The 21083-nt window shown below is 52.9% G+C and carries 18 protein-coding genes; 13 read left to right on the forward strand and 5 right to left on the reverse strand.

Annotation, left to right across the window (positions count from 1 at the left end):
• Positions 1-11 precede the first annotated feature (11 nt).
• Together Q5Y71_RS09420 and Q5Y71_RS09425 are read left to right on the forward strand one after the other, a co-directional pair.
• Positions 12-1355 carry an ATP-binding protein gene (locus tag Q5Y71_RS09420; RefSeq protein WP_306041914.1) on the forward strand — a complete coding sequence of 448 codons (1344 nt, stop codon included), beginning with the start codon at positions 12-14 and terminating at the stop codon, positions 1353-1355.
• 579 nt (positions 1356-1934) lie between these two features.
• Positions 1935-2843 carry a DegV family protein gene (locus Q5Y71_RS09425; RefSeq protein WP_306041916.1) on the forward strand — a complete coding sequence of 303 codons (909 nt, stop codon included), beginning with the start codon at positions 1935-1937 and terminating at the stop codon, positions 2841-2843.
• A 102-nt stretch (positions 2844-2945) separates the two neighbouring features.
• On the opposite strand, the gene Q5Y71_RS09430 is transcribed toward Q5Y71_RS09425, so the two are convergent.
• Positions 2946-3305, reverse strand: a complete 360-nt coding sequence (locus Q5Y71_RS09430) for a hypothetical protein (protein WP_306041917.1) — start codon at positions 3303-3305, stop codon at positions 2946-2948.
• Positions 3306-3602: 297 nt separating this feature from the next.
• On the opposite strand from Q5Y71_RS09430, the gene Q5Y71_RS09435 reads away from it, so the two are divergent.
• The 4 genes from Q5Y71_RS09435 (at position 3603) to Q5Y71_RS09450 (ending at position 7898) form a co-directional block, all read left to right on the forward strand.
• A complete protein-coding gene (locus Q5Y71_RS09435) occupies positions 3603-4064 on the forward strand; it encodes an HIT family protein (protein WP_371877021.1) in 462 nt (153 codons plus the stop codon).
• A gap of 309 nt (positions 4065-4373) precedes the next feature.
• Positions 4374-5183, forward strand: a complete 810-nt coding sequence (locus Q5Y71_RS09440) for a GIN domain-containing protein (RefSeq protein ID WP_306041918.1) — start codon at positions 4374-4376, stop codon at positions 5181-5183.
• Between the two features lie 145 nt (positions 5184-5328).
• On the forward strand, positions 5329-6759 hold the full coding sequence (locus Q5Y71_RS09445) for a YcjX family protein (protein WP_306041919.1): 1431 nt from the start codon (positions 5329-5331) through the stop codon (positions 6757-6759).
• The gene (locus tag Q5Y71_RS09450; RefSeq protein WP_306041921.1) at positions 6756-7898 is read left to right on the forward strand and encodes a TIGR01620 family protein; all 1143 of its coding nucleotides are present in this window, start codon (positions 6756-6758) and stop codon (positions 7896-7898) included. The genes Q5Y71_RS09445 and Q5Y71_RS09450 overlap by 4 nt, the downstream gene beginning before the upstream one ends.
• A gap of 156 nt (positions 7899-8054) precedes the next feature.
• On the opposite strand, the gene Q5Y71_RS09455 is transcribed toward Q5Y71_RS09450, so the two are convergent.
• Positions 8055-8555 carry a hypothetical protein gene (locus Q5Y71_RS09455; protein WP_306041924.1) on the reverse strand — a complete coding sequence of 167 codons (501 nt, stop codon included), beginning with the start codon at positions 8553-8555 and terminating at the stop codon, positions 8055-8057.
• A gap of 249 nt (positions 8556-8804) precedes the next feature.
• Between Q5Y71_RS09455 and gorA the strand changes: the two genes are divergently transcribed.
• The gene (gene gorA / locus Q5Y71_RS09460; protein ID WP_306041927.1) at positions 8805-10163 is read left to right on the forward strand and encodes a glutathione-disulfide reductase; all 1359 of its coding nucleotides are present in this window, start codon (positions 8805-8807) and stop codon (positions 10161-10163) included.
• 150 nt (positions 10164-10313) lie between these two features.
• Here the strand turns inward: gorA and Q5Y71_RS09465 are convergent, their stop codons facing one another.
• Positions 10314-10667 (reverse strand): HPF/RaiA family ribosome-associated protein, encoded by a 354-nt coding sequence (locus Q5Y71_RS09465; protein ID WP_306041928.1) that lies wholly within the window; start codon positions 10665-10667, stop codon positions 10314-10316.
• A gap of 538 nt (positions 10668-11205) precedes the next feature.
• Between Q5Y71_RS09465 and Q5Y71_RS09470 the strand changes: the two genes are divergently transcribed.
• Entirely contained in the window at positions 11206-12135 is a 930-nt protein-coding gene (locus Q5Y71_RS09470; protein WP_306041929.1) for a hypothetical protein, read from the forward strand.
• Positions 12136-12153: 18 nt separating this feature from the next.
• On the opposite strand, the gene thpR is transcribed toward Q5Y71_RS09470, so the two are convergent.
• Complete coding sequence (gene thpR / locus Q5Y71_RS09475; protein ID WP_306041930.1) at positions 12154-12723, reverse strand: RNA 2',3'-cyclic phosphodiesterase; 570 nt, start codon at positions 12721-12723, stop codon at positions 12154-12156.
• Positions 12724-12894: 171 nt separating this feature from the next.
• Here thpR and Q5Y71_RS09480 point away from each other — a divergent pair, with 171 nt between their 5' ends.
• Positions 12895-13371 (forward strand): Hsp20 family protein, encoded by a 477-nt coding sequence (locus tag Q5Y71_RS09480; RefSeq protein WP_306041931.1) that lies wholly within the window; start codon positions 12895-12897, stop codon positions 13369-13371.
• 301 nt (positions 13372-13672) lie between these two features.
• Here the strand turns inward: Q5Y71_RS09480 and Q5Y71_RS09485 are convergent, their stop codons facing one another.
• The gene (locus Q5Y71_RS09485) at positions 13673-14659 is read right to left on the reverse strand and encodes a GlxA family transcriptional regulator (protein WP_306041932.1); all 987 of its coding nucleotides are present in this window, start codon (positions 14657-14659) and stop codon (positions 13673-13675) included.
• Between the two features lie 140 nt (positions 14660-14799).
• Here Q5Y71_RS09485 and Q5Y71_RS09490 point away from each other — a divergent pair, with 140 nt between their 5' ends.
• The 4 genes from Q5Y71_RS09490 to fadA all read left to right on the forward strand — a co-directional run bounded on the left by Q5Y71_RS09490 (position 14800) and on the right by fadA (position 21004).
• Positions 14800-16659 carry a beta-ketoacyl synthase gene (locus Q5Y71_RS09490; RefSeq protein WP_306041934.1) on the forward strand — a complete coding sequence of 620 codons (1860 nt, stop codon included), beginning with the start codon at positions 14800-14802 and terminating at the stop codon, positions 16657-16659.
• A 91-nt stretch (positions 16660-16750) separates the two neighbouring features.
• Positions 16751-17365: a helix-turn-helix domain-containing protein gene (locus tag Q5Y71_RS09495; protein WP_306041936.1), complete on the forward strand. Its 615-nt coding sequence runs from the start codon at positions 16751-16753 to the stop codon at positions 17363-17365.
• A 295-nt stretch (positions 17366-17660) separates the two neighbouring features.
• Positions 17661-19817, forward strand: coding sequence for a fatty acid oxidation complex subunit alpha FadB (gene fadB, locus Q5Y71_RS09500; protein WP_306041937.1), 2157 nt, complete (start codon positions 17661-17663; stop codon positions 19815-19817).
• An 11-nt stretch (positions 19818-19828) separates the two neighbouring features.
• Positions 19829-21004, forward strand: a complete 1176-nt coding sequence (gene fadA / locus Q5Y71_RS09505; protein ID WP_306041938.1) for an acetyl-CoA C-acyltransferase FadA — start codon at positions 19829-19831, stop codon at positions 21002-21004.
• The last annotated feature ends 79 nt before the right edge of the window (positions 21005-21083 follow it).

Here is a 21083-nt window from a genome sequence, read left to right on the forward strand (position 1 = left end):
TGATGCGCGTGATGGCCCTCTGGTTCAGTTCCCTCAAGGGCCGCCTTGCGCTGGTCACCAGCCTGGTGCTGGTGGGCTTTGTGCTGTTGATTTCGGGAGTACTGGAACACGCCTATCGCACCTCTCTGGATGAGGCGAAGCAACGGGAATTGCAACTGTATATCTACACTTTACTGGCGTTAGCGGAACCGGAGGGTGACAGTTTGGTGTTGCCCCTGGAGCTACCCGAGCAGCGCTTTAACCAGCCGGATTCCGGCTTGGTAGGTGCGGTGATCAATGGCGAAGGGCAGATTGTTTGGCGCTCTGAGTCGGCCTTGGGGATGCCGGAGCTGAAATTCTATCCACTATCTCAAGGGCAGCAGTCTTATATGCAAGTTGCTCTGCCCGGCGATGTTGCAAATTACAGTAGCTTTCGCCAGGGTGTAGCCTGGGGACTGGATAATGAGCACCCGTTTACCTTCATTGTATTGGAAGATGCGGGCCCCCTGCAGGCGCAGATCGGTCAGTTCCGCTCCACCATTTGGCGCTGGCTGGGCGTGTGTGCACTGCTACTGATGCTGGCCCAGTGGCTGGTGCTGCGCTGGGGATTTGCACCGTTGCGAGTACTTGCGCATGCACTGCGGGAAATACAGTGCGGTAGCAGCGACCGCCTGGAGGGCAGCTTTCCGCAGGAATTGCGTCCCCTCACCGATAATCTGAATCTACTGATTGAAAACGAGCGTCGCCAGCGGGAAAAAACCCGTCACACCCTGGCGGATTTGGCGCACAGTTTGAAAACCCCACTGGCGGTATTGAAAGGATTACGCTTAAGTGGCGATTCACAGCCCGCGTTCAAAGTTTTGACCGATCAAGTGCAGCGTATGGACAGTATTATCAACTACCAACTGCAGCGGGCGGTGACCAGTTCACCCAAGTCTATTTTGCGCGGTATCCCAGTAGCTCCACTGATGTACAAAATTCTGGATGCGCTGGAAAAGGTATACCGCAACAAACCCAGTGATGTGCGCAGTCACTGCAGCGAGAAAACGCTGTTTTACGGTGATGAGGGGGATCTCATGGAATTGCTCGGCAATCTGCTTGATAACGCCTACAAGTACGGCAATGGCCGGGTTGACGTGACTGTCGAACAAATGCCCGACGGACACAATCTGATGGTCCGAGTCGTCGACAATGGCCCAGGACTTGATCGCGAAACCTGGAAGGCGGTTACCCAGCGCGGCGTGCGTGCCGATCAGCAACAGCCAGGGCAGGGGATTGGCCTTGCTGTGGTGGTGGATATTGTCGAGAGCTACCAGGGGCACATCAATGCAAAGTCACTTTCTTGCGGAGGAACAGCAATTACCGTAACCCTTTAGTTCCCATTGAAAATGAAAATTTGCACTGCACCGTTCTCCGAGGCTCTAGGATGGGGTTCCAGGTTTTATTTGGCCTCTTCACTTAGAAAGATAAAAAGAGGTGGGTTATTGCGAGTAAACTACTGGCTTGTAATTCAGGGCAGCCAGTCTGCAATCCTATTTATTTACTACAGTGCTGCGGCGGGCACTGGCAACAGGTCTTACCGATGCCCACTAATGGATGCGCAAGGTGTTGATCAAATGGGATGTGTTTCGTTGTTTGGAGCACTGGTACCATTTACTTCCGCATTTTGTCTTTGACATTCTCATCTGTCGCGGATGCATTGGAGTGCTGGTGATAGCTCGTAGAATGTAAGCAACCTCACACTGGTGAACCATTCTCTTTAAAACGGAAGGGTGACAAGTCAATTGGTCAGAGTTAGGCTGTTAACTTGCCAGATTGATAAGGCCAATGTAGCTTGTTGTCGTCGGTGATTTTGCAGTATCTCCGGATCATTTTTTCCTGCTATGGCTGGCTTGTGTTAACGTTAGCAGTCATAACAGAAAAAAGATAACAAATACTGTCCTGCAGAGCATTTTATGGTTCAGTTAGTCATAGATTCTGGCTGCGACCTGCCAGATGATTTTTTGCGTAAGTTCTCCATTCCGGTATTGCCCCATACCGTGAGTGTTGGCAAAGACACTTTCGATGATCGACGCAACCCGGCCCAGATGGCCCACTTTTATACCTTGTCACTGGTGGACCGCTCGCACCAAATTGTCACGGGACCTGCCTCTTTTGCTGAGGTTGAGCGGCTCTTGAATGGTCTGGTGCAGGATGGGCATCGCGATATCGTGGTGCAAACCATCAATAGCGCCAATAGCCCAACTTACCAGAATGCCGTTGCCGCTGCCGATACATTGTGTGGTCTTCCCGGTAACGAGGATGTGCGGGTACATACTATCGACTCGCATACGCTTTTTAGCGGGCAGGGATTGCTGGCACTTTATACACTGTCGCTGATCAAGCGCGGGCTGACTGGCGAACAGGTACGGGTACAGGTAGAACGCTTTCGTCGCAAGGTCCACGGCTATGCGGCAATCAGGGATGTCTATTATGTGCGCGAGCGTGCACGCAGTAAAAATGAAAACAACATCAATTGGTTTAAGGCCAAGATTTCCAGCTTGCTCAAGCTGCATCCGATCCTCTCTATCCACCACGAGGGCAGTACAGTCACAGATATAGTACGGGGCTATGCGCGCTGCACTGATACTTTGTTTCAGATCGCAGTTGACAAAATCCGTACAGGAGAGTTGGTCGTTCCGATCCTGATGGTAAGCATTGCCGGCAAACTACAGGACCTTGAGAGAATTCCTGGCTTCAAAGTGCTGCTGCAGGTTGCCGCGGAGCACCAGGTCAAAGTGTATAAATCCATGATGAGTCTTTCCGGCGGTATCAATCTTGGGCCGGGCACTGTGGCAATGGCATTGGCTGCCGAGAATCCCTGACTTTAGCGTCTAGCGCGCTCACTTTTTCTAAAAGTCGCAGGGCCTACCCTGTAGAGATAACAAGGGCATGCAGATGCTACATCCTATTGCGTGTCCGAACAGTCAACAGGCGATAGAAAGATCCTGCTCGCATCCGCCATATAAACGGCTGGCAGTTTCAACAAGGTGGGTACTTAAATGCCAGGAAAATCCCAGTTCCAGCATGCGCGCTTCGAGGTACTCCAAAAGCGCATCAAACAGAGCGGGATTCAGCCCCTTGGCAAGGAAGCTTGCACGGCTGCTGCGATCTGGCTCGGGTTGGATAGAGAGCGCATGGCTGAGGAACTGGGCTTGCCGGCTCTGCTGTTTACGGTGTTCGCCGATATCATAGCTGGTAAGCTGGCGGCCTATGGCCTGGTAGAATTCGCTGACTGTGCGGTTGACAAATTGAGCACCACCGACCTGATCCAACAGGCTGTTCATGTCTCCCCCCCCGGCGAGCATTGAGTACTTAAAAATAAAATTGTACTGAGCCAAAAAAGAGCGTGGTAACGATTCGTGCACAAAATGCGCCGGCTCAATGATAGTAAGGCTCTAGTTGGTGTGGAGCCTAAGACATATTCTCCTGGTATGCCAACTTGCCATAAGAAAATTGTCATTCTGTTCGACAGGTTGTTCTGAATGCTGTTTTTACGCACGCCAAATAGAATATTGGTATTTACTTGTAGATTTCCCGTCACTTGATATTGTGTTTTTTTATCTCACGATTAGACTGCACGATTGAACCAATTACACATTTTCAACGGGGTGGGACGATTGATGGCAAGTATTTTTACTCAAATTATCCATGGGGATCTACCGGGGCATTTCCTCTGGCGCGATGAAAAAGCTGTTGCAATTATGACCATCTCCCCGATTAAACCCGGGCATTGTTTGGTCATTCCGGTAGAGGAGATTGATCACTGGGATGATATGCCGGCTGATCTTGCAGCGCACTTGATAAGGGTCGCACAAAAAGTCGCCAAAGGTCTGAAGACAGTTTACTCGCCCAAGCGGGTGGGAATGATGATTGCCGGACTGGAGGTGCCTCATACGCATTTGCATCTGATACCTGTTGATCAGTTGACAGACCTTGATTTCTCTTTACAAGGGCCGGCTACTCCAGAGCAGCTAGCCTCCGAGGCCGGGAAAATCCGCAATGCGTTGCTTGAGCTCGGTTGCGTAGAGGCGGGGTGTGTATAGTGGGCCTTTCGGCAATTTCTTCTTTTGACTAGTTGGTCTCAATATATGGCGGTATTATGACTCCAGTAGGCCTTTTGGTGTGGGGAAGGGTTGTCGCTTATGCACTGGTAAGCAGGTTGGCCCGGTTGGTTTTGCCAGGGCCTTCGCTATCCGTATCTGGCAGATATTGTATCCTTGTAGCTTTACCCCATCAGCCTTTCGATTGTCGGAGCCACGGTATCTCCAATATCGTTCAGACAGTGCTGCATCCAAACCGGTTTTCCGAGTAGTCTAGTGATATGTAATACTGATAATGATGAGAGCTTCACAATGACAACTGTGACTAAAGCCTTGCTGGCCCCATTGTTTGCGTTGGTGGCTGTATATTTAGCCTTCAGTGCTCTCGCCCAGGCTCAGGAAATGGACTCCAAGCGTTTCGATGTCGATGGCTTTACCCGTGTTTCACTTAAAGGTAGCTCTCATGTGGAAGTGATTCAGGGGGAGAATTTCTCGGTGAGTGTCACTGGCCCGGCCGTGGCGATACCTTACGCTAAAGCTGTGGTGAAGGGGGATACCCTGGAGCTGTCGGTGGAGGACAACAGGCAGAACTGGTTTGGAGTGGTTACTGTCATTTGGGGTCAGGATCAGGAAGTGAAGTTCTCGGTCACCATGCCCCAGGTGGAGGGAATACTGGTTTCCGGTTCCGGAGAGGCCAGCGCAGAGAGGATTGAGGGTGAAAGTCTTGACCTGGGAGTCAGTGGTTCTGGCAAAGTGTATGTAAACAAGGCGGCAGCGGAAACCCTGAGTGCGTTTGTCACTGGCTCTGGCGACCTGATTCTGGACCGGGCCCTGGCGATAAGCGGCGAAGCCTCTCTGACCGGCTCTGGCGATTTGCATATTGGCAGTATCGCCGGTGAACAACTTTCCGCTGAGATCAAAGGATCTGGTGATATGCAGATCAACGGTCGGGTTGCCGATGTGACTATTCGCATCATGGGCTCAGGGGACTTTGTTGGCCGCAGTCTGTACTCGGACAGTGCCGGCGGTTCGGTGATGGGCTCTGGGGATATTGTCTTAAAGCGCCCGCGCCGAGACGCCTTTTCTGTGATGGGCTCCGGAGATGTGGCTCTGATAGATTAAATCTCGCCCTGAATGTGTTAAGGCGCGCCGCCATCAGGGCAGTGGCTAACTGGCGGGAGTTATCCCCATCAGGTCTTTATTTTTGATTTGGGAAGTTGTCTCCCCGATGAGATTACCGATAACAGAGTCTGCATTTGAAACGCCTGTGAACTCTGCTGATCATGTTACTAAGCGCAGAAGGCGCTTCAGGGAACAGTGGCGCCGCTGGAGACAAAGCGCGCAGGAAAAGTCTCACTGGGTGACGGAGCGGCTGATGGATCGCCGGATTTGCGTTGGTGTCACCGGTTTCAGTGGTGCCGGCAAGTCAACCTTGCTCACCAGCCTCATCTATCAACTCAGCCACCCCCAAAAGGCCCAGCTGCCGGGATTTGCCCCTGCGCTTACGGGTGATTTGCTCGGTGCGGAATTAAACCCCGCCCTCGACTCCGGCCTGCCGCCATTTGACTATGGCGGTTGCCTTGATGCTTTGATGTCACAACCGCCCCGTTGGCCGCAAAGTACCCGCGATGTGTCGGCCTTGGAGCTGCACATCCATCTGCGCAGCCACCACCGATTTCGGAGTGCGGGCACCAAAACCCTGATTTTGGAATTGCGCGACTATCCTGGGGAATGGCTGATGGACCTGCCGCTGCTGCGCATGGACTATCGAGAATGGTGCCGACATCAGTCACATATTATCAATGACGACTCGCGAGCCAGATTGGCGCCACAATTGATTTCAAGGCTGGCAGCCCTCTCCCCTCAGGCCCCGGCGCAGGAGGCCCAACTGGAGGGACTTTGGGGGGAATACCGTCAATTTTTGTTGAGGTGCCGCACGCAAAGCAAGCTCAGTTATCTGCAGCCGGGCCGTGCACTGCTCGAGAAAAAAGACTACGGTTTGCTGCCCCTGCTCGACCTGCGTGATATGAGCGCAGAGGCGTTGGCGGCCATGCCGGACAACAGCAATTACCAGGTCCTGCGTCGACGCTATGAAGACTATGTGCAGGAGCAGGTCACCCCTTTCGTGGAAAGCCATTTCCGCCATCTGGACAGGCAATTAATACTGGTGGATATGATCGGTACGCTGTTCGCAGGGGAGCAAGCTCTGGACGATATGTGCCTGGCGTTTGCACATATCGCCGATACTTTCCGCTATGGGAAATCCGGTCGACTCAACAGGCTGTGGAAGCCAAAAGTGGACCGGCTACTGTTTGCCGCCACCAAGGTGGACCAGGTGCTCGCAGCGGATCACGATGCGCTGCGCCAGCTACTGGGGCAGCAGCTGCAGCAGACCTTTAGCGGAGCCCGCCATCGCGGCCTGCCCATTTTCAGTGAGGCAATTGCTGCCGTGCGCTGTTCCCGGGAGGATCAGCGCAGTGGCCGGCGCATGCTGGTAGGGCACGACCTGCAGGGGCGCTATCTCGGCTTTGAAAATGCAGAAATATCCTCCCAATTGCCAGCGGACCAGGCGGGTTGGAACCACTATACCGGGGCCGCGCCACCACAGCTGCGCCCACCCTTGGGTATGGCGTCTGGCCATATCCCGCATATTCGCGTTGATGCGCTGCTAAATCTGCTGTTGGGAGACAAAGTGTGACAAACGGTGACAACAAAGCCCCGCAGCGATGCACAACACGAATTGAGCCACTGGAAGAGTTGGGAGTAGAAGCGCCTCAGCGGGATACAACGCGGGTGGAAGCGCTGATTGGAGAGTCTGAGGAGATACCCAGATCAATTACCACGGGAGAATCCCTGCCGGACCGTATCGCCTTTTCTGAATTGCGCCTGCCGTCGTTTCACCTGAGATGGCTGAGGCCAGCATCGTTGTCGACAGCCGGACTTGTACTGGCTGTGTTGGCCTGGGAGTTGCGCCAGTTGTACACATGGGCAGTGGATAAGCACTGGGCCCTCGGAGTGCTCACCGCTCTGGTGATCGTCGCCTTCGCATTCACCATTGTCAGTTCGGTGTGGGAATTTTTTCGAGCCGGACAGCCTTTGCGCAAACTTGAGAAAACCCGGGTGATGGCCGCGCAGATGCGTGACTGTCGCAGCCATGAAGAGGCAGAGACTTTTCGGTGCCAGTTACAGGAGTATTTTGTCGGCAAGCCCCAGGGAGCTTTGCTAGACCGGGTGTTGGATGAGGCCCCCGATTACTATGACAGCAGTGAACTGTTGCAGTACCTTGAGACCGCTTTTCTCCATGCCCTTGATCAGGAGGCGCTGAGACGCGTAGTGCGCCATTCCACCACGACGGGGACCCTGGTTGGTTTAAGCCCGTTTGCCAGTATCGATATCCTTGTTGCCTTGCGCCAGGCTCTGCGCATGATTGATGATGTGGCGCAAATCTACGGTATACGACCATCAATGGTGGTGCGCTGGCGCCTGTTTAAAAAGGTTCTGGCTCTGGTGGCCTACAGCGGTGCCAGCGAGTATGCAATTTCTGAGCTGTGGCCCGAGTTGGTTGGTGACAGCGTGCTATCAACCATTTCCGTGCGTCTGGGGCAGGGGGTTGGTGCCAGCCTGTTTGTGGCCCGTATTGGCTTGGCAACCCTGCAGGGTTGCAGGCCCATCCCTTTTGCGGGCAAGCAGGGGCCCCGGTTGGGGGAGGTGATAGGGAATATTGGTGCTGGACTGAAAGAGCGTATGCCCGGGGTCTTTTCGGCAGTCGCTCGTGGCCGTTACGGGACGCAGCCTGTGACCCCAGGCACCTGCCAAAGCACCCAGGACAGGCCTTGACCTTGGTAAGATTACTTGGAAGTCACGAAAGACGCCAAGTCTTCGGTGGGGTGGATACATCGATGGCGGGAATTCCCCCTTATGCTTCTGCATGAGAAATCTCCACAGGCCACGAACCCGATACTGGTCGGGATTTGGGTGAGTCTGGCTGCGGTTTTACTGAAACTGCCTCTGCATCAACATGCGTGTATGATGCCGGTCTAACAGCTGGGCCAGGTCCCTATAGCGGCGTTTTATGAAGGGGGCCGGGTTGTTGTTTCCGGCATCATCCCGGTATTCAACACCAGAGCGGACATGCTGCAGCTCCCGAGCTAAGGCATTGATTGCGGTAAAGATGTTCTGTGTGTCTTCCTGATTGTGGAACACATGGGTTTTCGAGGTGTCCATCAGGTAATCATTGCACTCGGTCAGCCATTCCAGTCTCTGTTCCAGAAACCGTATGGTATTGCGGATACCACCTGTGTACTCAAGGTTGAAATGCTCGTTGATATACTTGTCGAGGCTGCGCATACCTGAATCGATAAATTGTTCCACGACACTGTTACAGTAGTCGTTGGTCAGGTAGGCGGGATGGGGATTGGCGTAGCTCTGGCTGCTGGTAATAAACAGGATCAATAGCCCAAGGGCTCGCTGAGTCGCTCTAATAGGGAAGTTCATGATCATGCTCAGGAGTTGTTTTTTAATGATGGTTATTCTATCTGCTAAACATACTGTCTGAATTGTGACTTTGTTTCTGGGCTGCTTTTTGTGACAGTCTTCACATGAATATCTAAAGTGCGAAAGGGTGTCAACGATTATTAAGTACAGAAAGTCACTTCTGTTCCAAATAAGATTGAGCTTAGAGTTTTCTTTTCGGCTGCTGCTCCCGAAGCTGCAGAATAGTTGAACAAATGGTGGGGGTTTGTTTTGGCAGAATACGAATTTGATCTTTTTGTAATCGGGGCGGGCTCCGGTGGCGTGCGCACTGCAAGAATGGCCGCGGATCAGGGTATGAAAGTAGCTGTGGCGGAAGACCGCTACATGGGTGGAACTTGTGTCAATGTGGGTTGCGTCCCCAAAAAGCTGTTTGTTTATGCCAGTGGCTACAGCCAGGATTTTGTCGATGCCAGAGCCTATGGTTGGAAAAATCAGGGTGCAGAGTTCGACTGGCCGACATTGAGGGATAATAATGCACAGGAAATTTCCCGTCTCAATGGCATCTATCGCAGTCTGCTGGACAATGCCGGGATCACAGTGTTTGATGGCCGAGCCAGTATTGTTGATCCCCATCGCATTGTCGTCAACGAGTGGTCGTTCACAACGAAACGTATTTTAGTGGCGACAGGTGGCTGGCCATTTGTACCGGAAATACCAGGTCGCGAGCTTGTGCTGACCTCTAATGAAGTTTTTTCCATGCCGGATTTTCCCCGGCGTGTGCTTGTGGTTGGTGGTGGTTATATCGCCGTGGAGTTTGCTGGCATTTTCTCGGGTCTGGGGGCGGATACGCACCTTTCCTACCGCCGGGAGTTGTTCCTGCGCGGCTTTGACCGGGATATTCGCAATTTTGTGCGCGATGAAATGATCAAGAAAGGTGTGGAATTGAAATTCAATCACAATGTCAGTGCGATTGAAAAACTGCAGGATGGCAGTCTTCTTGTGCATGCTGCAAATGGGTCTGGCCTGAATGTCGATATGGTTCTCTATGCCACCGGTCGGGTGGCTAATACGGCAGGCTTGGGACTGGAGAAACAGGGTGTTGTCCTGCACAGAGATGGCACCATTTCGGTGGATGACAACTTTCGTACCAGTGTAGACTCCATCTACGCTCTAGGCGATGTCACGGGGGAGCCCCAACTGACACCGGTAGCACTGGCGGAAGCCATGGCCCTGGTAAAACACTGGCATACCGGTAACATTGCTGAGATTGATTACAATAATATTCCAACGGCTGTTTTCTGCCAGCCAAATATTGGAACTGTGGGGCTTTCAGAAGAAGAAGCCAGGGATTCGGGTATCCCGGTAACAATTTACAAATCCGAATTCCGGCCAATGCGACATACGGTGAGTGGCAATAGTGAGCGAACGCTGATGAAACTCGTTGTAAACACCAGTACCGATAAGGTCATTGGTGTACATATGGTGGGCGAGGATGCCGGGGAGATCATTCAGGGAATGGCGGTGGCCCTCAAGGCGGGCGCGACGAAAAAAACCTTCGATGAGACGATCGGGATTCACCCGACTGCAGCTGAAGAATTTGTCACCATGCGTTCTCCGGTGGATGGTTGAATGCATTGACCCGAGAGTTGGAGTTGGTTACCTCCTGGAAGATGTCAGTGAGGCGGAGTGGATTCTCCGGCCTCGGCTGGGGGTTGATACTAAAGAAGAGGCATACATCTGCTCTGCAGTGCTTCTTTTGAATGCTCGCTTGCTTCATTTTCACTGTTCTTCAACAGCTTCGCGAAGTGGTTGGTGGCGCCGCGCTTTCTTGCGCTCACCGCGTTCTTTCAGGCAGCGTTCGGCGGAAGCAAATGTGTCGTTGACTGCCCGGTGAATGGATTCGCTCTCGCTGCTGATGGTCACGGGATTGCCACTAATGGCAAGTTCAAGGGAAGCCTTAAAATGTTTGCCTTTGCTCTTGTGTTGGTGGGGGGCTTCCAGAACTACGCGACTGTGTATGATGTCGCCACAATAACGTTCCAGCTTATGTAACTTTTTCGATACCGTGCTAGCCAGGGCGGCTGATCTGTCGATATCGCGGAACACAATGTTATCGTTAGGCGTTGATTTCATGGGCAATTACCTCCGGTTAAAAGAAACCATGCAGGCCGCTTTTGCGGATTGCTACGAGAAGGAAGGGCGCCCTAGCGGGAGGGGTCGAGCCTGCAGCAGTGGAAGTACCGAGCCGACGGGAGCGTAACGAAAATTTGCTGACAAAGCAGCCAGAGTGTTTTACGTCCGGGTCGGGTTCCCGCTGAGTTCAGCGATCTTCTCCCTAGTACTCATCATGCTTCCGCTAAAAAAAAAATCAAGCGCTATTGCAGGAAATTGTCACATAAACTTTGATAATGCGCCTTTTACTTGATTTGACGCACTCAATCGGGTGTATTGACCAAATTGGTTCCCCAAGTGGATGTAAGGTCATTGCCCATGTGCTGAGGCCCGCGTAAGATTGTCAGTAACACGCAGTGACTTCTGGGGTTTGTGCAAAAAATAAGCTCTGCGTTTTTATCTTACAAGTGATACGAAATCGGTAAATAGGTTCTGAGCAATGGCGGTAAAGCGATATTGTCTGCTATTTTTGGCGGGTTTGGTAGTTTTTGACGGAGCTGTGGCTCAGTCACAGCCAACCCTGATGGTGGAAAGGAACCGGCTGGCGCGTCTGGAGCAGTCCCTCGAGAACAGACTGGTGGTACAGGAGGATATTGAAAACGAGCTTCTGTCCTATGAATACAAGCTTGAGCGCGCCCGGGAATCTCTCGAAAGCCTCCACCAGAAGTATGAAGAAAGCCGCCTGGAATTGGCTAAGGCGCAACAGAACTACGATTCCAGCCCCAATGTGGATACTCAACGGCAGTTGACCAAGGCAAAACACAGTTTTGACATGGCTGAGCGAGGCGTTGACAGCCGTAGCCGTCGCCTCAAGTTTATTCAGGCAAACCACGGTACCTTGCGGGCTAAGCTGGCAGAGGAGGAGTATGCCATTACTGAGACTAGGGCCAGGATTTCCGCACAACAGGAAACTGTAAACCAAATGGTAAAGACCATGCTTGCTCAGGCAGAGGAATCAGAGCGGAGAGCTGCCCTGGCGAAGAGTGCCGTCCGGTTGGATAAGCCCGAGCTCAAGACCGCCCCCCTTCAAGAAGCGCCAAGGCCAGAGGTTATGCCTAGACCTGTACCGGTTGCAGCTGAGCGCGAGGTGGATTCGGAATTGCTGGCCTATGTACAGCGGGAGCAGGAGCGTTTGCGCAAACTGCTGGCGGATGAGAACAGCGAGAACAGGCAGACGTTCAACAGCCTGGAATTGAGATCCTCTGGTGGCAAGCGCCTGCCGTTTGAGTTCCTCGGGAAAGATCAATACCGCTTAGTGACTACTGTCGACGCGGGCAGGCAGACCTATAAAATCAATTCTTGGAAGTTTCGCCGGACTGTTCCTGCGGAAGATGGCGATACGCGCTATGTGTTTGTCTTTGATGCACGCCGGCTCTCCCGACCTCGACTTGTCATGTACCCCGAGTATGCCCTAAAAGCACTGAACTAGGTGCTGGTCAAGCCAATGCTATAATGGTATTCCGCAAAGGGCTGTCTCAAATAGGCGCTGGTAGTGGCTGCTGTCCGGTGCCGGAATGCTTTTATAAAGGGCGATAGTATTCAGAGGCATGGAATAATCCAAGTGTACCGGCACAAGCCCGCAAAACCCTTCCCTACCCCGCGCCAAGGTGATATGTGGTCGATAGCTGCGCCGCCCCGGTGTCATGCCCAAGTGGATAATGAGTTGCTGGCAGAGTTGATGCAGTTTTTGCAGATTTGGGTCGCCTGTAAGCTCTGCCGCTAGTAAGTGGGCGTTTTGTGCCGGGAAGGGGCTCAGGGAAAACAGGTGCCCACTAGCGCGGGATACTGTTCCTGCAATTTGCACCAGGCCCTGCTCGATAGAGGGGATCAGGTAGTCTGGGGTTTCCCCCAGAAATCCAAGTGTCAAGTGCCTGTCATGCGGGTGGGTCCAGTGAATCTGATTCCGTTGTTGTTGCTCAATCCTGGCCCTGCAACGGCGGATCAATTCATCAAAATACGCCTGCGTTGAACAGCAGGGGGGGGAGCCGATAAACAGCCGCGTAGTTGCTTTGCCCATCCTCGTTTTCATTTTTGACATGTTATTTCCCACTCTGATCCTTGAATGTCATTTTTACGCCCATATATTCTCATTGTGAGTGGTAGCAGACTTGCGAAAGTACTACCTGCGTAAGCGCTCGGGCTTGTTGGCGAGCGAAATTTAATATTGCTCTGAATTGAGGATATGACAATGCGTAATTTTGATTTTACCCCCCTGTACCGTTCTGCAATTGGCTTTGACCGCATGGCCAGTCTGCTCGATACCATGGCTTCCGGCGAGCAGAAGCAGCCGGCCTATCCCCCCTACGATATTGAGCTGACGGGCGAGGATAGTTACCGGATCAGCATGGCTGTCGCCGGATTTGAGCAGTCAGAACTGGATATTCAGGTTGAGCAAAACCGCCTTATTGTCAGTGGAAAAAAACCGGAAGAAACGGCACAAAGGAACTTTTTGCATCGCGGCATTGCCGCGCGAAATTTTGAGCGTCGCTTCCAGTTGGCCGACCATGTCAGGGTAACCGGTGCGAAGCTTGAGAATGGACTACTGCATATTGAATTGATGCGGGAAATTCCCGAGGCGATGAAGCCACGCAAAATTGAAATTGGTGACAGTAGTCTGCTTCGGCATGCAGAAAGTGAAAAAAAATCCAGCACAATAGCGGCCTGATTTGTCTTATTAATGTGTAATGTACCGCCATATGGCGGTACAGTGATGCCACACTCTATCCGCACTATTGCTATTGTCATCGCTGTGGTCGGGTAATTGTCCCGTCGAACCTTGCCTTTCTACCGCTGAGGGACTCGCCTAGTATAAATTCCATGAAAACACGATGGTAGATATTGGGTATTATCATATCCGGGATCAAGCGCGCTCGACTTTTTCATTGCTAGAATTTCCCGACGGTGCACACAGAGGGTAAAGACCGACCTGCCATTTGCTGGTTGCAATGTAATTTTTTGTCTGCAGGTCAGGTGTTTACACGGAATAATTTTGCCCTGACTGTGGTGCGGTACTCACTGGGGGTGGTGGCCAGGAATTTTTTAAATAGTGCCGTAAAGTGCCCCATGTCCTGATAGCCAACCTTTTCTGCAATCTCATTCACGGACAAGTTGCTTGACTGCAAAAGCTCCCGAGCCATATCCACGCGAACATTCTGCAAGTACTGCAGAGGAGTCTGCCCGGTAGCCAATTTAAAGCGCCGGTTAAATGAGCGTACGCTCATATCAAATAATTTCGCGACCTCACTCAAGCGTACTTCCGTATTGCAGTGCTCTTTCAGCCATGCCTGTGCCTGTACAATATCTTCGTCCGGATGCAGATGCACAGCCCCCTCTGAATAGGCAATCTCCTCGAATGGGCGCCGTATCTCGTGGGAAAAGTTGCGTTCTACGTGGTTGGCCACGGCGGGTCCAAAGAGCTGGCGAATCATATGCACTGTGAGATCCGCCAGAGCATTGATACTTGCAGCGCAGAACAGTCTGTCTGCCTGTGTAATAAAATACTGCCGTTTAAGTTTGACCTCAGGGTAATCCAGGCTGAATTGTTCAAAATAGTGCCAGTGCGTCGTTGCTGGTTTACCGTCCAGCAGGCCTGCTTCCGCAAGAAAGCAGACGCCGGTGCCCACCGCATTGATAACGGCCCTCGATGCAGCTTGGGCCCGAAGCCATTTCAGGAGCTGTCCGCTACGCTTAAGGGCAGGGCGTGGATTTCGCCACAGGGCAGGAATATAGACGAGGTCACTGTCCGGTGTATCACCCAGGGCTGCATCGGGCTGGAAGACGAAGCCGCAGCGGGTTTTTACTGGACCTCCATCGAGACTGGCGGTAATCAGTCGCAGGGGGGTACTCTTGCTTTCAAGGCGTGCGCGACTCTCGGCGCCACGAAGCATTTCTAACGGGAGAACCGTGCTGGTTGCCAGCATCTGATCGATTAGGAGAAAAGTAACCGTTCGCATTACATCTCTAAACGCACTTGCGCCATTGGCCAAAACACTCAATTTTTTTGGCCAGTATGCCCATAACCGGGCAGAATCGCCACCCCCTACACTTCCCTGTGCCAATTCTTGTTGTTTTTCGCGTTTGCTTGGAGGTCAGGATGCAGCGCCTTCCCGTAATTACCGCATTTGGGGGCTTTAACCCCGCGGGGCGTAGTTCCTTCCACCGGGGTTACGCCCGTCTGGTGCTGGACAGACTTGGCCATCAGGAGCGCATTGAGACGTTATCTGATCTGGCTGCGTTGATGGGGCTGCGCACCGGTGCCGCCGCCGGAGGTCCTTTGGAGGCCGATCTTGAGAGCCGTGTATTGCAGGGTACGCTGGTGCGGGAGCTCGAGCAGCGGTTTTATGACTACCGCAATTGTCATTTCCATCAGGCGGCAATGTTGAGCAATGCCAATGGCCTGGAGTTTGAAATGCCCACGCGGCAGCTACCGCACCCTTTGCCAGAAGGTTGGCAGGTGGAGGCCAGTGTCAGCGGTGGCAAGGTGCGGGTGACCACAGCGAGCCTCTCGGTAATGCTGGATAGTTATCGGGAAATCCCTGTTGCCTCTGGAGGCCAGTTACCCACCGGTTTCGAGCCCGGTGAGCAGTACAATTCGCGCTTTCATCCCCGTGGCTTACAACTGGCAATAGTCGGGGCTTCCGATGCAGTGCAGTCTATGGGGATCAATTGGGAAAGCGTAGTGGCTGCGGCGGGGCCAGACAATATTTCGGTCTACGCCTCTTCGGCAATGAGTCAATTGGATCCTATGGGGAATGGAGGACTATTACAGTCCCGCTTGCGTGGTTCACGAGTCACCTCCAAGCAGTTAGCGCTCGGTCTGAACAGCATGCCGGCGGATTTTGTCAATGCTTATGTGTTGGGTAATGTGGGATCCACTGGTGCGGTGGCTGGTGCCTGTGCCAGCTACCTGTATAACTTGCGTGCCGGGGTGGAGGATATTCGCTATGGACGTGCCAGGGTCGCCATTATCGGCGCAGCTGAGGCGCCTTTTGTGCCAGAGGTGGTGGATGGCTATTCGACCATGGGCGCTCTGGCGACAATCGACAATCTGCGCAGGTTGTTTGCAGGGTCGGTGGATCTTCGCTGTACCAGTCGCCCCTTTGGGGAAAACTGCGGGTTTACACTGGGGGAGGGGACCCAATGGGCTATCCTGATGGACGATTCCCTGGCATTGGAGTTGGGTGCGAACATCCACGGCTCAGTTGCCGGTGTCTTTACCAATGCCGACGGCAATAAAAAGTCTATTTCAGCTCCGGGTCCAGGTAATTACTTGACTGTAGCGAAGGCGATGGCGCAAGCTGAGGCAATTGCCGGCAAGGAAAGCCTGCAAAGGCGCAGTTTTGTACAGGCCCACGGTTCAAGTACGCCACAAAATCGTGTGACAGAGTCTGCTATTCTCGATCGGTTGGCCGCTACTTTCGGAATTGATCGCTGGCCGGTATGCGCAGTCAAAGCCTATGTTGGGCATACCGTTGCTGCAGCCAGTGGTGATCAGCTGATTACTGCGCTGGGTATCTTTCAGCGGGGTATCTTACCGGGAATTGTCACTGTAGACCGTGTGGCCGATGATGTGCATCGGAAGAATCTCGATATTTCCCTGGCACATGTCGAACGAGACCCGAATACCCTGGATCTTGCGCTGCTTAATTCCAAAGGCTTTGGTGGCAATAATGCTACGGCGCTTGTTTTATCGCCTCGCCTGACACGTTCCATGATTGAGAAGCGCCATGGCGCGGGGTTGATGAAAGCTTACAACAAAAATAATGATGCGGTTGTTGAGAAAGCCGCTGCCTATGATAAAAACGCCTGCCGAGGAGAATTGAACGCGATTTACAGGTTTGGCGAGGCGCTTGTGGATGAGCGTGAAATACGCTTGTCGACTGATGCGGTAACCCTGCCGGGATTACCAGCGGTTAAACTTCCCAGGAACAATCCTTATGAGGATATGGTGTAGGGAAGAGAAGAGGTGATCACCATGCTTTCAACGGTTTGAGGTGTTCGGTTACAGCAGGGATTTATAAGCCTCCAAATTTACAGGAAGTAAAATGGTGGATACGGAAGCAAGTCATGAGTCAGAAGATAACAGTGATGTGGGTGTGCGCCTAAAACTGGTGCGCAAAATCTACGGTATATCCCAGAGAGAATTGGCACGGCGGGCAGGTGTGACCAACGCTGCAATCTCTTTTATTGAGCAGGGGCGTGTCAGCCCATCCATTGGGTCTCTTGAAAAAATATTGGGCAGCGTCCCCATGTCACTGGCCGATTTTTTTTCTCTGCAATTCGTCGAGCCTGGCCAGGTTTTCTTTCGTGCCCGTGAAATGCCGGATATTGGCAACGGGCGGGTCCGCTGCCAGCTTCTCGGCGGGCATCGGGCAGGGCGTTCAATGTCCATACTGCGCAAGGTCTTTCCGGTTGGCCAGGACTCTGCGTCCAGCCTCTCTATCGTCGATGGTGAGGTGGGGGGTATTGTGGTAGCGGGCGAATTGGAGGTCACTGTTGGCACTGATTCGGCGCTACTGAAAGTGGGGGACGGTTATTATTTCAGTGGCAGGCGCCCCCATCGATTCTGCAATCGAGGACAAAGTGACTGTATCGTCGTGAGCGCAACGACCCCCCTGTCTCCCCCGCTTATGCAGCCCTCTCCTAGAGCTGAGGCCTGAGCGTATAAAGGGTAAATTATGCCAACCCGCTGATTAATCGGGTAGATCCGGGATACACTCTTGCGGTTTTCGTTCCCGACAGGTGTATTGAGCTGGCTGCTTTATGTACCTGGGTGCTGTTGTTGGTGCCACTCCATTTGTAAGAAATAGTATTCAAACAATTGTTTGAATCTGGCTATACTACGGCTGACCGTATTGGGCCCAGGTGTCACCGCACCCAGCGGCGCGGCTCAAGGTTGCATAAAATTCCGACCCCGGGTCCAGGATTGCGGCCCAGAATAAAAGAGGTCAATCAATGTTATTTAATGGCAAAGCACTTACGGTGCAAATGCTCGACAACGGCATCGTTGAGCTTAAGTTCGACCTGCAAGGCGAATCCATCAACAAGTTTAATCGTCAAACGGTTTCTGAATTTTCTCAAGCGCTGGATGTTATCGAGGCAGCAGAAGGCGTTAAGGGGGTGCTGCTCACCAGTGGCAAGAATGTCTTCATTGTCGGTGCCGATATCACCGAATTTGGCAGTGCCTTTTCCGCTGGTGCAGAGGGTGTTGCTGATCTGATGAACCAGAATAATGAAAATATCAACCGCCTGGAAGATTTGCCGGTACCCTCCGCAGTAGCGATCAATGGGTACGCACTGGGCGGGGGGTTCGAGGTATGTCTCGGCTGTGATTTTCGTGTGATGGGTGAGGCGGCCAAAGTGGGCCTGCCTGAAGTCAAGCTGGGGCTGATTCCCGGGTGGGGCGGCACTGTGCGATTGCCCCGCCTTTTAGGTGTCGATGCGGCAGTCGAGTGGATTGCTGCAGGGAAAGAACAAAAGCCCGCTGCGGCGCTTGAAGTGCACGCTGTGGATGCAGTGGTGCCGACCAATGAATTAAAAAGTGCAGCGCTTAAACTGCTTGAGCGCGCGATTGATGGAACACTGGACTACAAAGCCGGTCGTGTGGTTAAAAACTCTCCAATTCCGCTAAATGACACTGAAGCTCTGATGGCTTTCTATACCACCAAGGCATTTGTTGGTCAGCAGGCAGGTAAAAACTACCCGTCTCCAGTTGCTGCAGTTGAATCCATTGAGCAGGGTTATAAATTAACCCGTGATGAAGCGCTGAAGATTGAGCAGGAAAAGTTTATCTTCTGTGCCCAAACGGGCACTGCCAAGTCACTGGTAGGCCTCTTCCTGAACGATCAGGCAGTTAGCAAAGCGGCCAAGCGCTGGGAGAGGAAGGCGAATAAGCCGGTCGAGCGCGCCGCTGTCCTCGGTGCGGGTATCATGGGTGGAGGCATCGCTTACCAGTCTGCCTACAGAGGCACGCCCATCAAAATGAAGGACATCGATCAGAAGGGGATCGACCTCGGTCTGAATGAAGCCAATAAACTGCTGACCAAACTGGTTGAGCGCAAGCGTCTCACCCCGGAAAAAATGGGTGAGGTTCTCAATCGCATCGAACCGACTTTGAGTTATGATGGCTTTGACAATGTCGATGTGGTGGTAGAAGCGGTTGTTGAAAACCCGAAAGTAAAGCACTCGGTTCTAAAGGAGGTGGAGACCAAAGTCAGCGAAGATACTGTGATTGCGTCTAATACCTCCACTATCTCCATCAATTACCTGGCTGAGCCATTATCCCGCCCGGAAAACTTCTTGGGCATGCACTTCTTCAATCCGGTACACAAAATGCCGCTGGTGGAAGTAATTCGTGCAGACAAGACTTCCGATGAGGCAATCGCACGGGTGGTTGCCTACGCGAATAAGATGGGTAAAAAAGCCATTGTTGTACGCGATTGCCCTGGGTTCCTCGTAAACCGCGTGCTTTTCCCGTACTTTGCCGGTTTCTCACTGCTGGTGCGCGACGGTGCCGATTTCCAGTCGATCGACAAGGTGATGGAGCGCTGGGGGTGGCCGATGGGTCCGGCTTATCTGATGGATGTCGTAGGTATTGATACCGGCGTGCATGCGGAAAGTGTTATGGCGGAGGGCTTTCCGAATCGAATGGGTAAAACCTTTACTGCGGCATCCGATGTGATGTACCAAGCCGGTCGCTACGGCCAGAAGAATGAAAAAGGCTTTTATAATTATGAGCAGGATAAGAAGGGCAAGCCCAGGAAAGTGGCCACCAGAGAATCTTACGATCTGCTTAAGCCCCATGTCGCCGAGTGCCGTGAATTCGAGCGCGAGGAGATTGTTGAGCGCATGATGGTGCCTATGGCGACTGAACTGGCCCGCTGTCTGGAGGAGGGTATTGTCGGCTCTCCGGCCGAGGCGGATATGGCGCTGATTTACGGTATCGGTTTCCCACCTTTCCGCGGTGGTATTTTTGCCTGGCTAGACACGATCGGCCTGGATGAATTTGTGGAAATAGCCGACAAGTATGCAGAACTGGGTGAGCTGTACAAACCGACTGAGCGCATGCGTGAAATGGCCGCAAGTGGCGAAACCTACTACGGCAACAAGTAAGGAGAAGAACGATGGGTTTAAATCCTAGAGATGCCGTGATCGTTGACTACGCGCGTACGGCCATGGGGCGTTCAAAAAATGGCGTTTATCGCCATGTGCGCGCCGACGATATGTCCGCGGAGCTGCTAAAGAAATTCCTGCATCGCAATGACAAACTGGATCCCGCGGAGATTGATGACCTGATCTGGGGCTGTGTGATGCAGCGGGACGAGCAGGGCTTCAACGTGGCGCGCTTTATCCTGTTGCGAGCTGGACTGCCTCATACTATACCAGCGCAGACGGTCAACCGCCTATGTGGCTCCTCCATGTCCTCGCTGCACACCGCTGCGGCCAATATCCAGGCCGGTGTGGGCGATGTTTATGTGGTGGGGGGGGTAGAGCACATGGGCCACCTGAATATGATGGAGCATGTCAGCCCCAACCCTATGCTTGGTCGCTATATGGCCAAAGCAGCTGGTTCCATGGGCATGACCGCGGAATATTTGGCAATGATGCACGGTATTCAGCGCCGGCAAATGGATGAGTTCGGTGCTCGTTCTCACCAGCGTGCCGCAGAAGCGACCCGGACCGGCAAATTTAATCGCGAGATTATTGCCATCGAAGGTCATGATGATGACGGTGTGCCTTTTCTGGTGGAGACCGATCAGACCATTCGACCGGACACCACCGTGGGAGGTCTCGCAGAATTGAAGCCGGCGTTCGATCCCAAGCACGGCCAGGTGACAGCGGGGACTTCATCTCAGATCACTGACGGGGCTTCAGTAATGCTTGTCATGTCGGCTGAGCGCGCCGAGGCCCTGGGCATGATCCCGATCGCTCGTGTAAGGGAGATGGCTCTGGCCGGGGTTGATCCCTCCATCATGGGATATGGACCTGTTCCTTCCACCCACAAGGCACTGAAGCATGCGGGTCTTGGTATCAATGATATCGACAAGGTTGAGTTGAATGAGGCATTTGCGGCGCAGGCACTGCCGGTGTTGAAGGATCTCGATCTGCTCGAAAAAATGGACGAAAAGGTCAATCTGTACGGCGGTGCCATCGCTCTGGGTCACCCCTTTGGCTGTTCCGGGGTGCGTATCACCGGCACCCTGCTGTCCGTTTTGCAGAACGAGGGTGGAACCCTGGGGGTTTCCACGATGTGTGTTGGGCTGGGGCAGGGTATTACCACGGTTTTAGAACGAGTATGAGCCCTCCTCTGCTCTGAAAAGGCGTCGTTAAGACGCCTTTTTTAATTTTGTGGACTTAGTAACTGGCAAGCTGTTGAAG

Source organism: Microbulbifer sp. 2205BS26-8 (assembly GCF_030731025.1).
Classification (GTDB): Bacteria; Pseudomonadota; Gammaproteobacteria; order Pseudomonadales; family Cellvibrionaceae; genus Microbulbifer; species Microbulbifer spongiae.

Coding starts and splice junctions, on each gene's coding strand:
- fadB (WP_306041937.1), top strand. CDS start 17,661: ATGTTATTTAATGGCAAAGCACTTACGGTGCAAATGCTCGACAACGGC.
- Q5Y71_RS09485 (WP_306041932.1), bottom strand. CDS start 14,659: ATGCGAACGGTTACTTTTCTCCTAATCGATCAGATGCTGGCAACCAGC.
- thpR (WP_306041930.1), bottom strand. CDS start 12,723: ATGGGCAAAGCAACTACGCGGCTGTTTATCGGCTCCCCCCCCTGCTGT.
- Q5Y71_RS09495 (WP_306041936.1), top strand. CDS start 16,751: ATGGTGGATACGGAAGCAAGTCATGAGTCAGAAGATAACAGTGATGTG.
- Q5Y71_RS09420 (WP_306041914.1), top strand. CDS start 12: ATGGCCCTCTGGTTCAGTTCCCTCAAGGGCCGCCTTGCGCTGGTCACC.
- Q5Y71_RS09430 (WP_306041917.1), bottom strand. CDS start 3,305: ATGAACAGCCTGTTGGATCAGGTCGGTGGTGCTCAATTTGTCAACCGC.
- Q5Y71_RS09490 (WP_306041934.1), top strand. CDS start 14,800: ATGCAGCGCCTTCCCGTAATTACCGCATTTGGGGGCTTTAACCCCGCG.
- Q5Y71_RS09455 (WP_306041924.1), bottom strand. CDS start 8,555: ATGAACTTCCCTATTAGAGCGACTCAGCGAGCCCTTGGGCTATTGATC.
- Q5Y71_RS09480 (WP_306041931.1), top strand. CDS start 12,895: ATGCGTAATTTTGATTTTACCCCCCTGTACCGTTCTGCAATTGGCTTT.
- Q5Y71_RS09425 (WP_306041916.1), top strand. CDS start 1,935: ATGGTTCAGTTAGTCATAGATTCTGGCTGCGACCTGCCAGATGATTTT.
- Q5Y71_RS09440 (WP_306041918.1), top strand. CDS start 4,374: ATGACAACTGTGACTAAAGCCTTGCTGGCCCCATTGTTTGCGTTGGTG.
- Q5Y71_RS09465 (WP_306041928.1), bottom strand. CDS start 10,667: ATGAAATCAACGCCTAACGATAACATTGTGTTCCGCGATATCGACAGA.
- fadA (WP_306041938.1), top strand. CDS start 19,829: ATGGGTTTAAATCCTAGAGATGCCGTGATCGTTGACTACGCGCGTACG.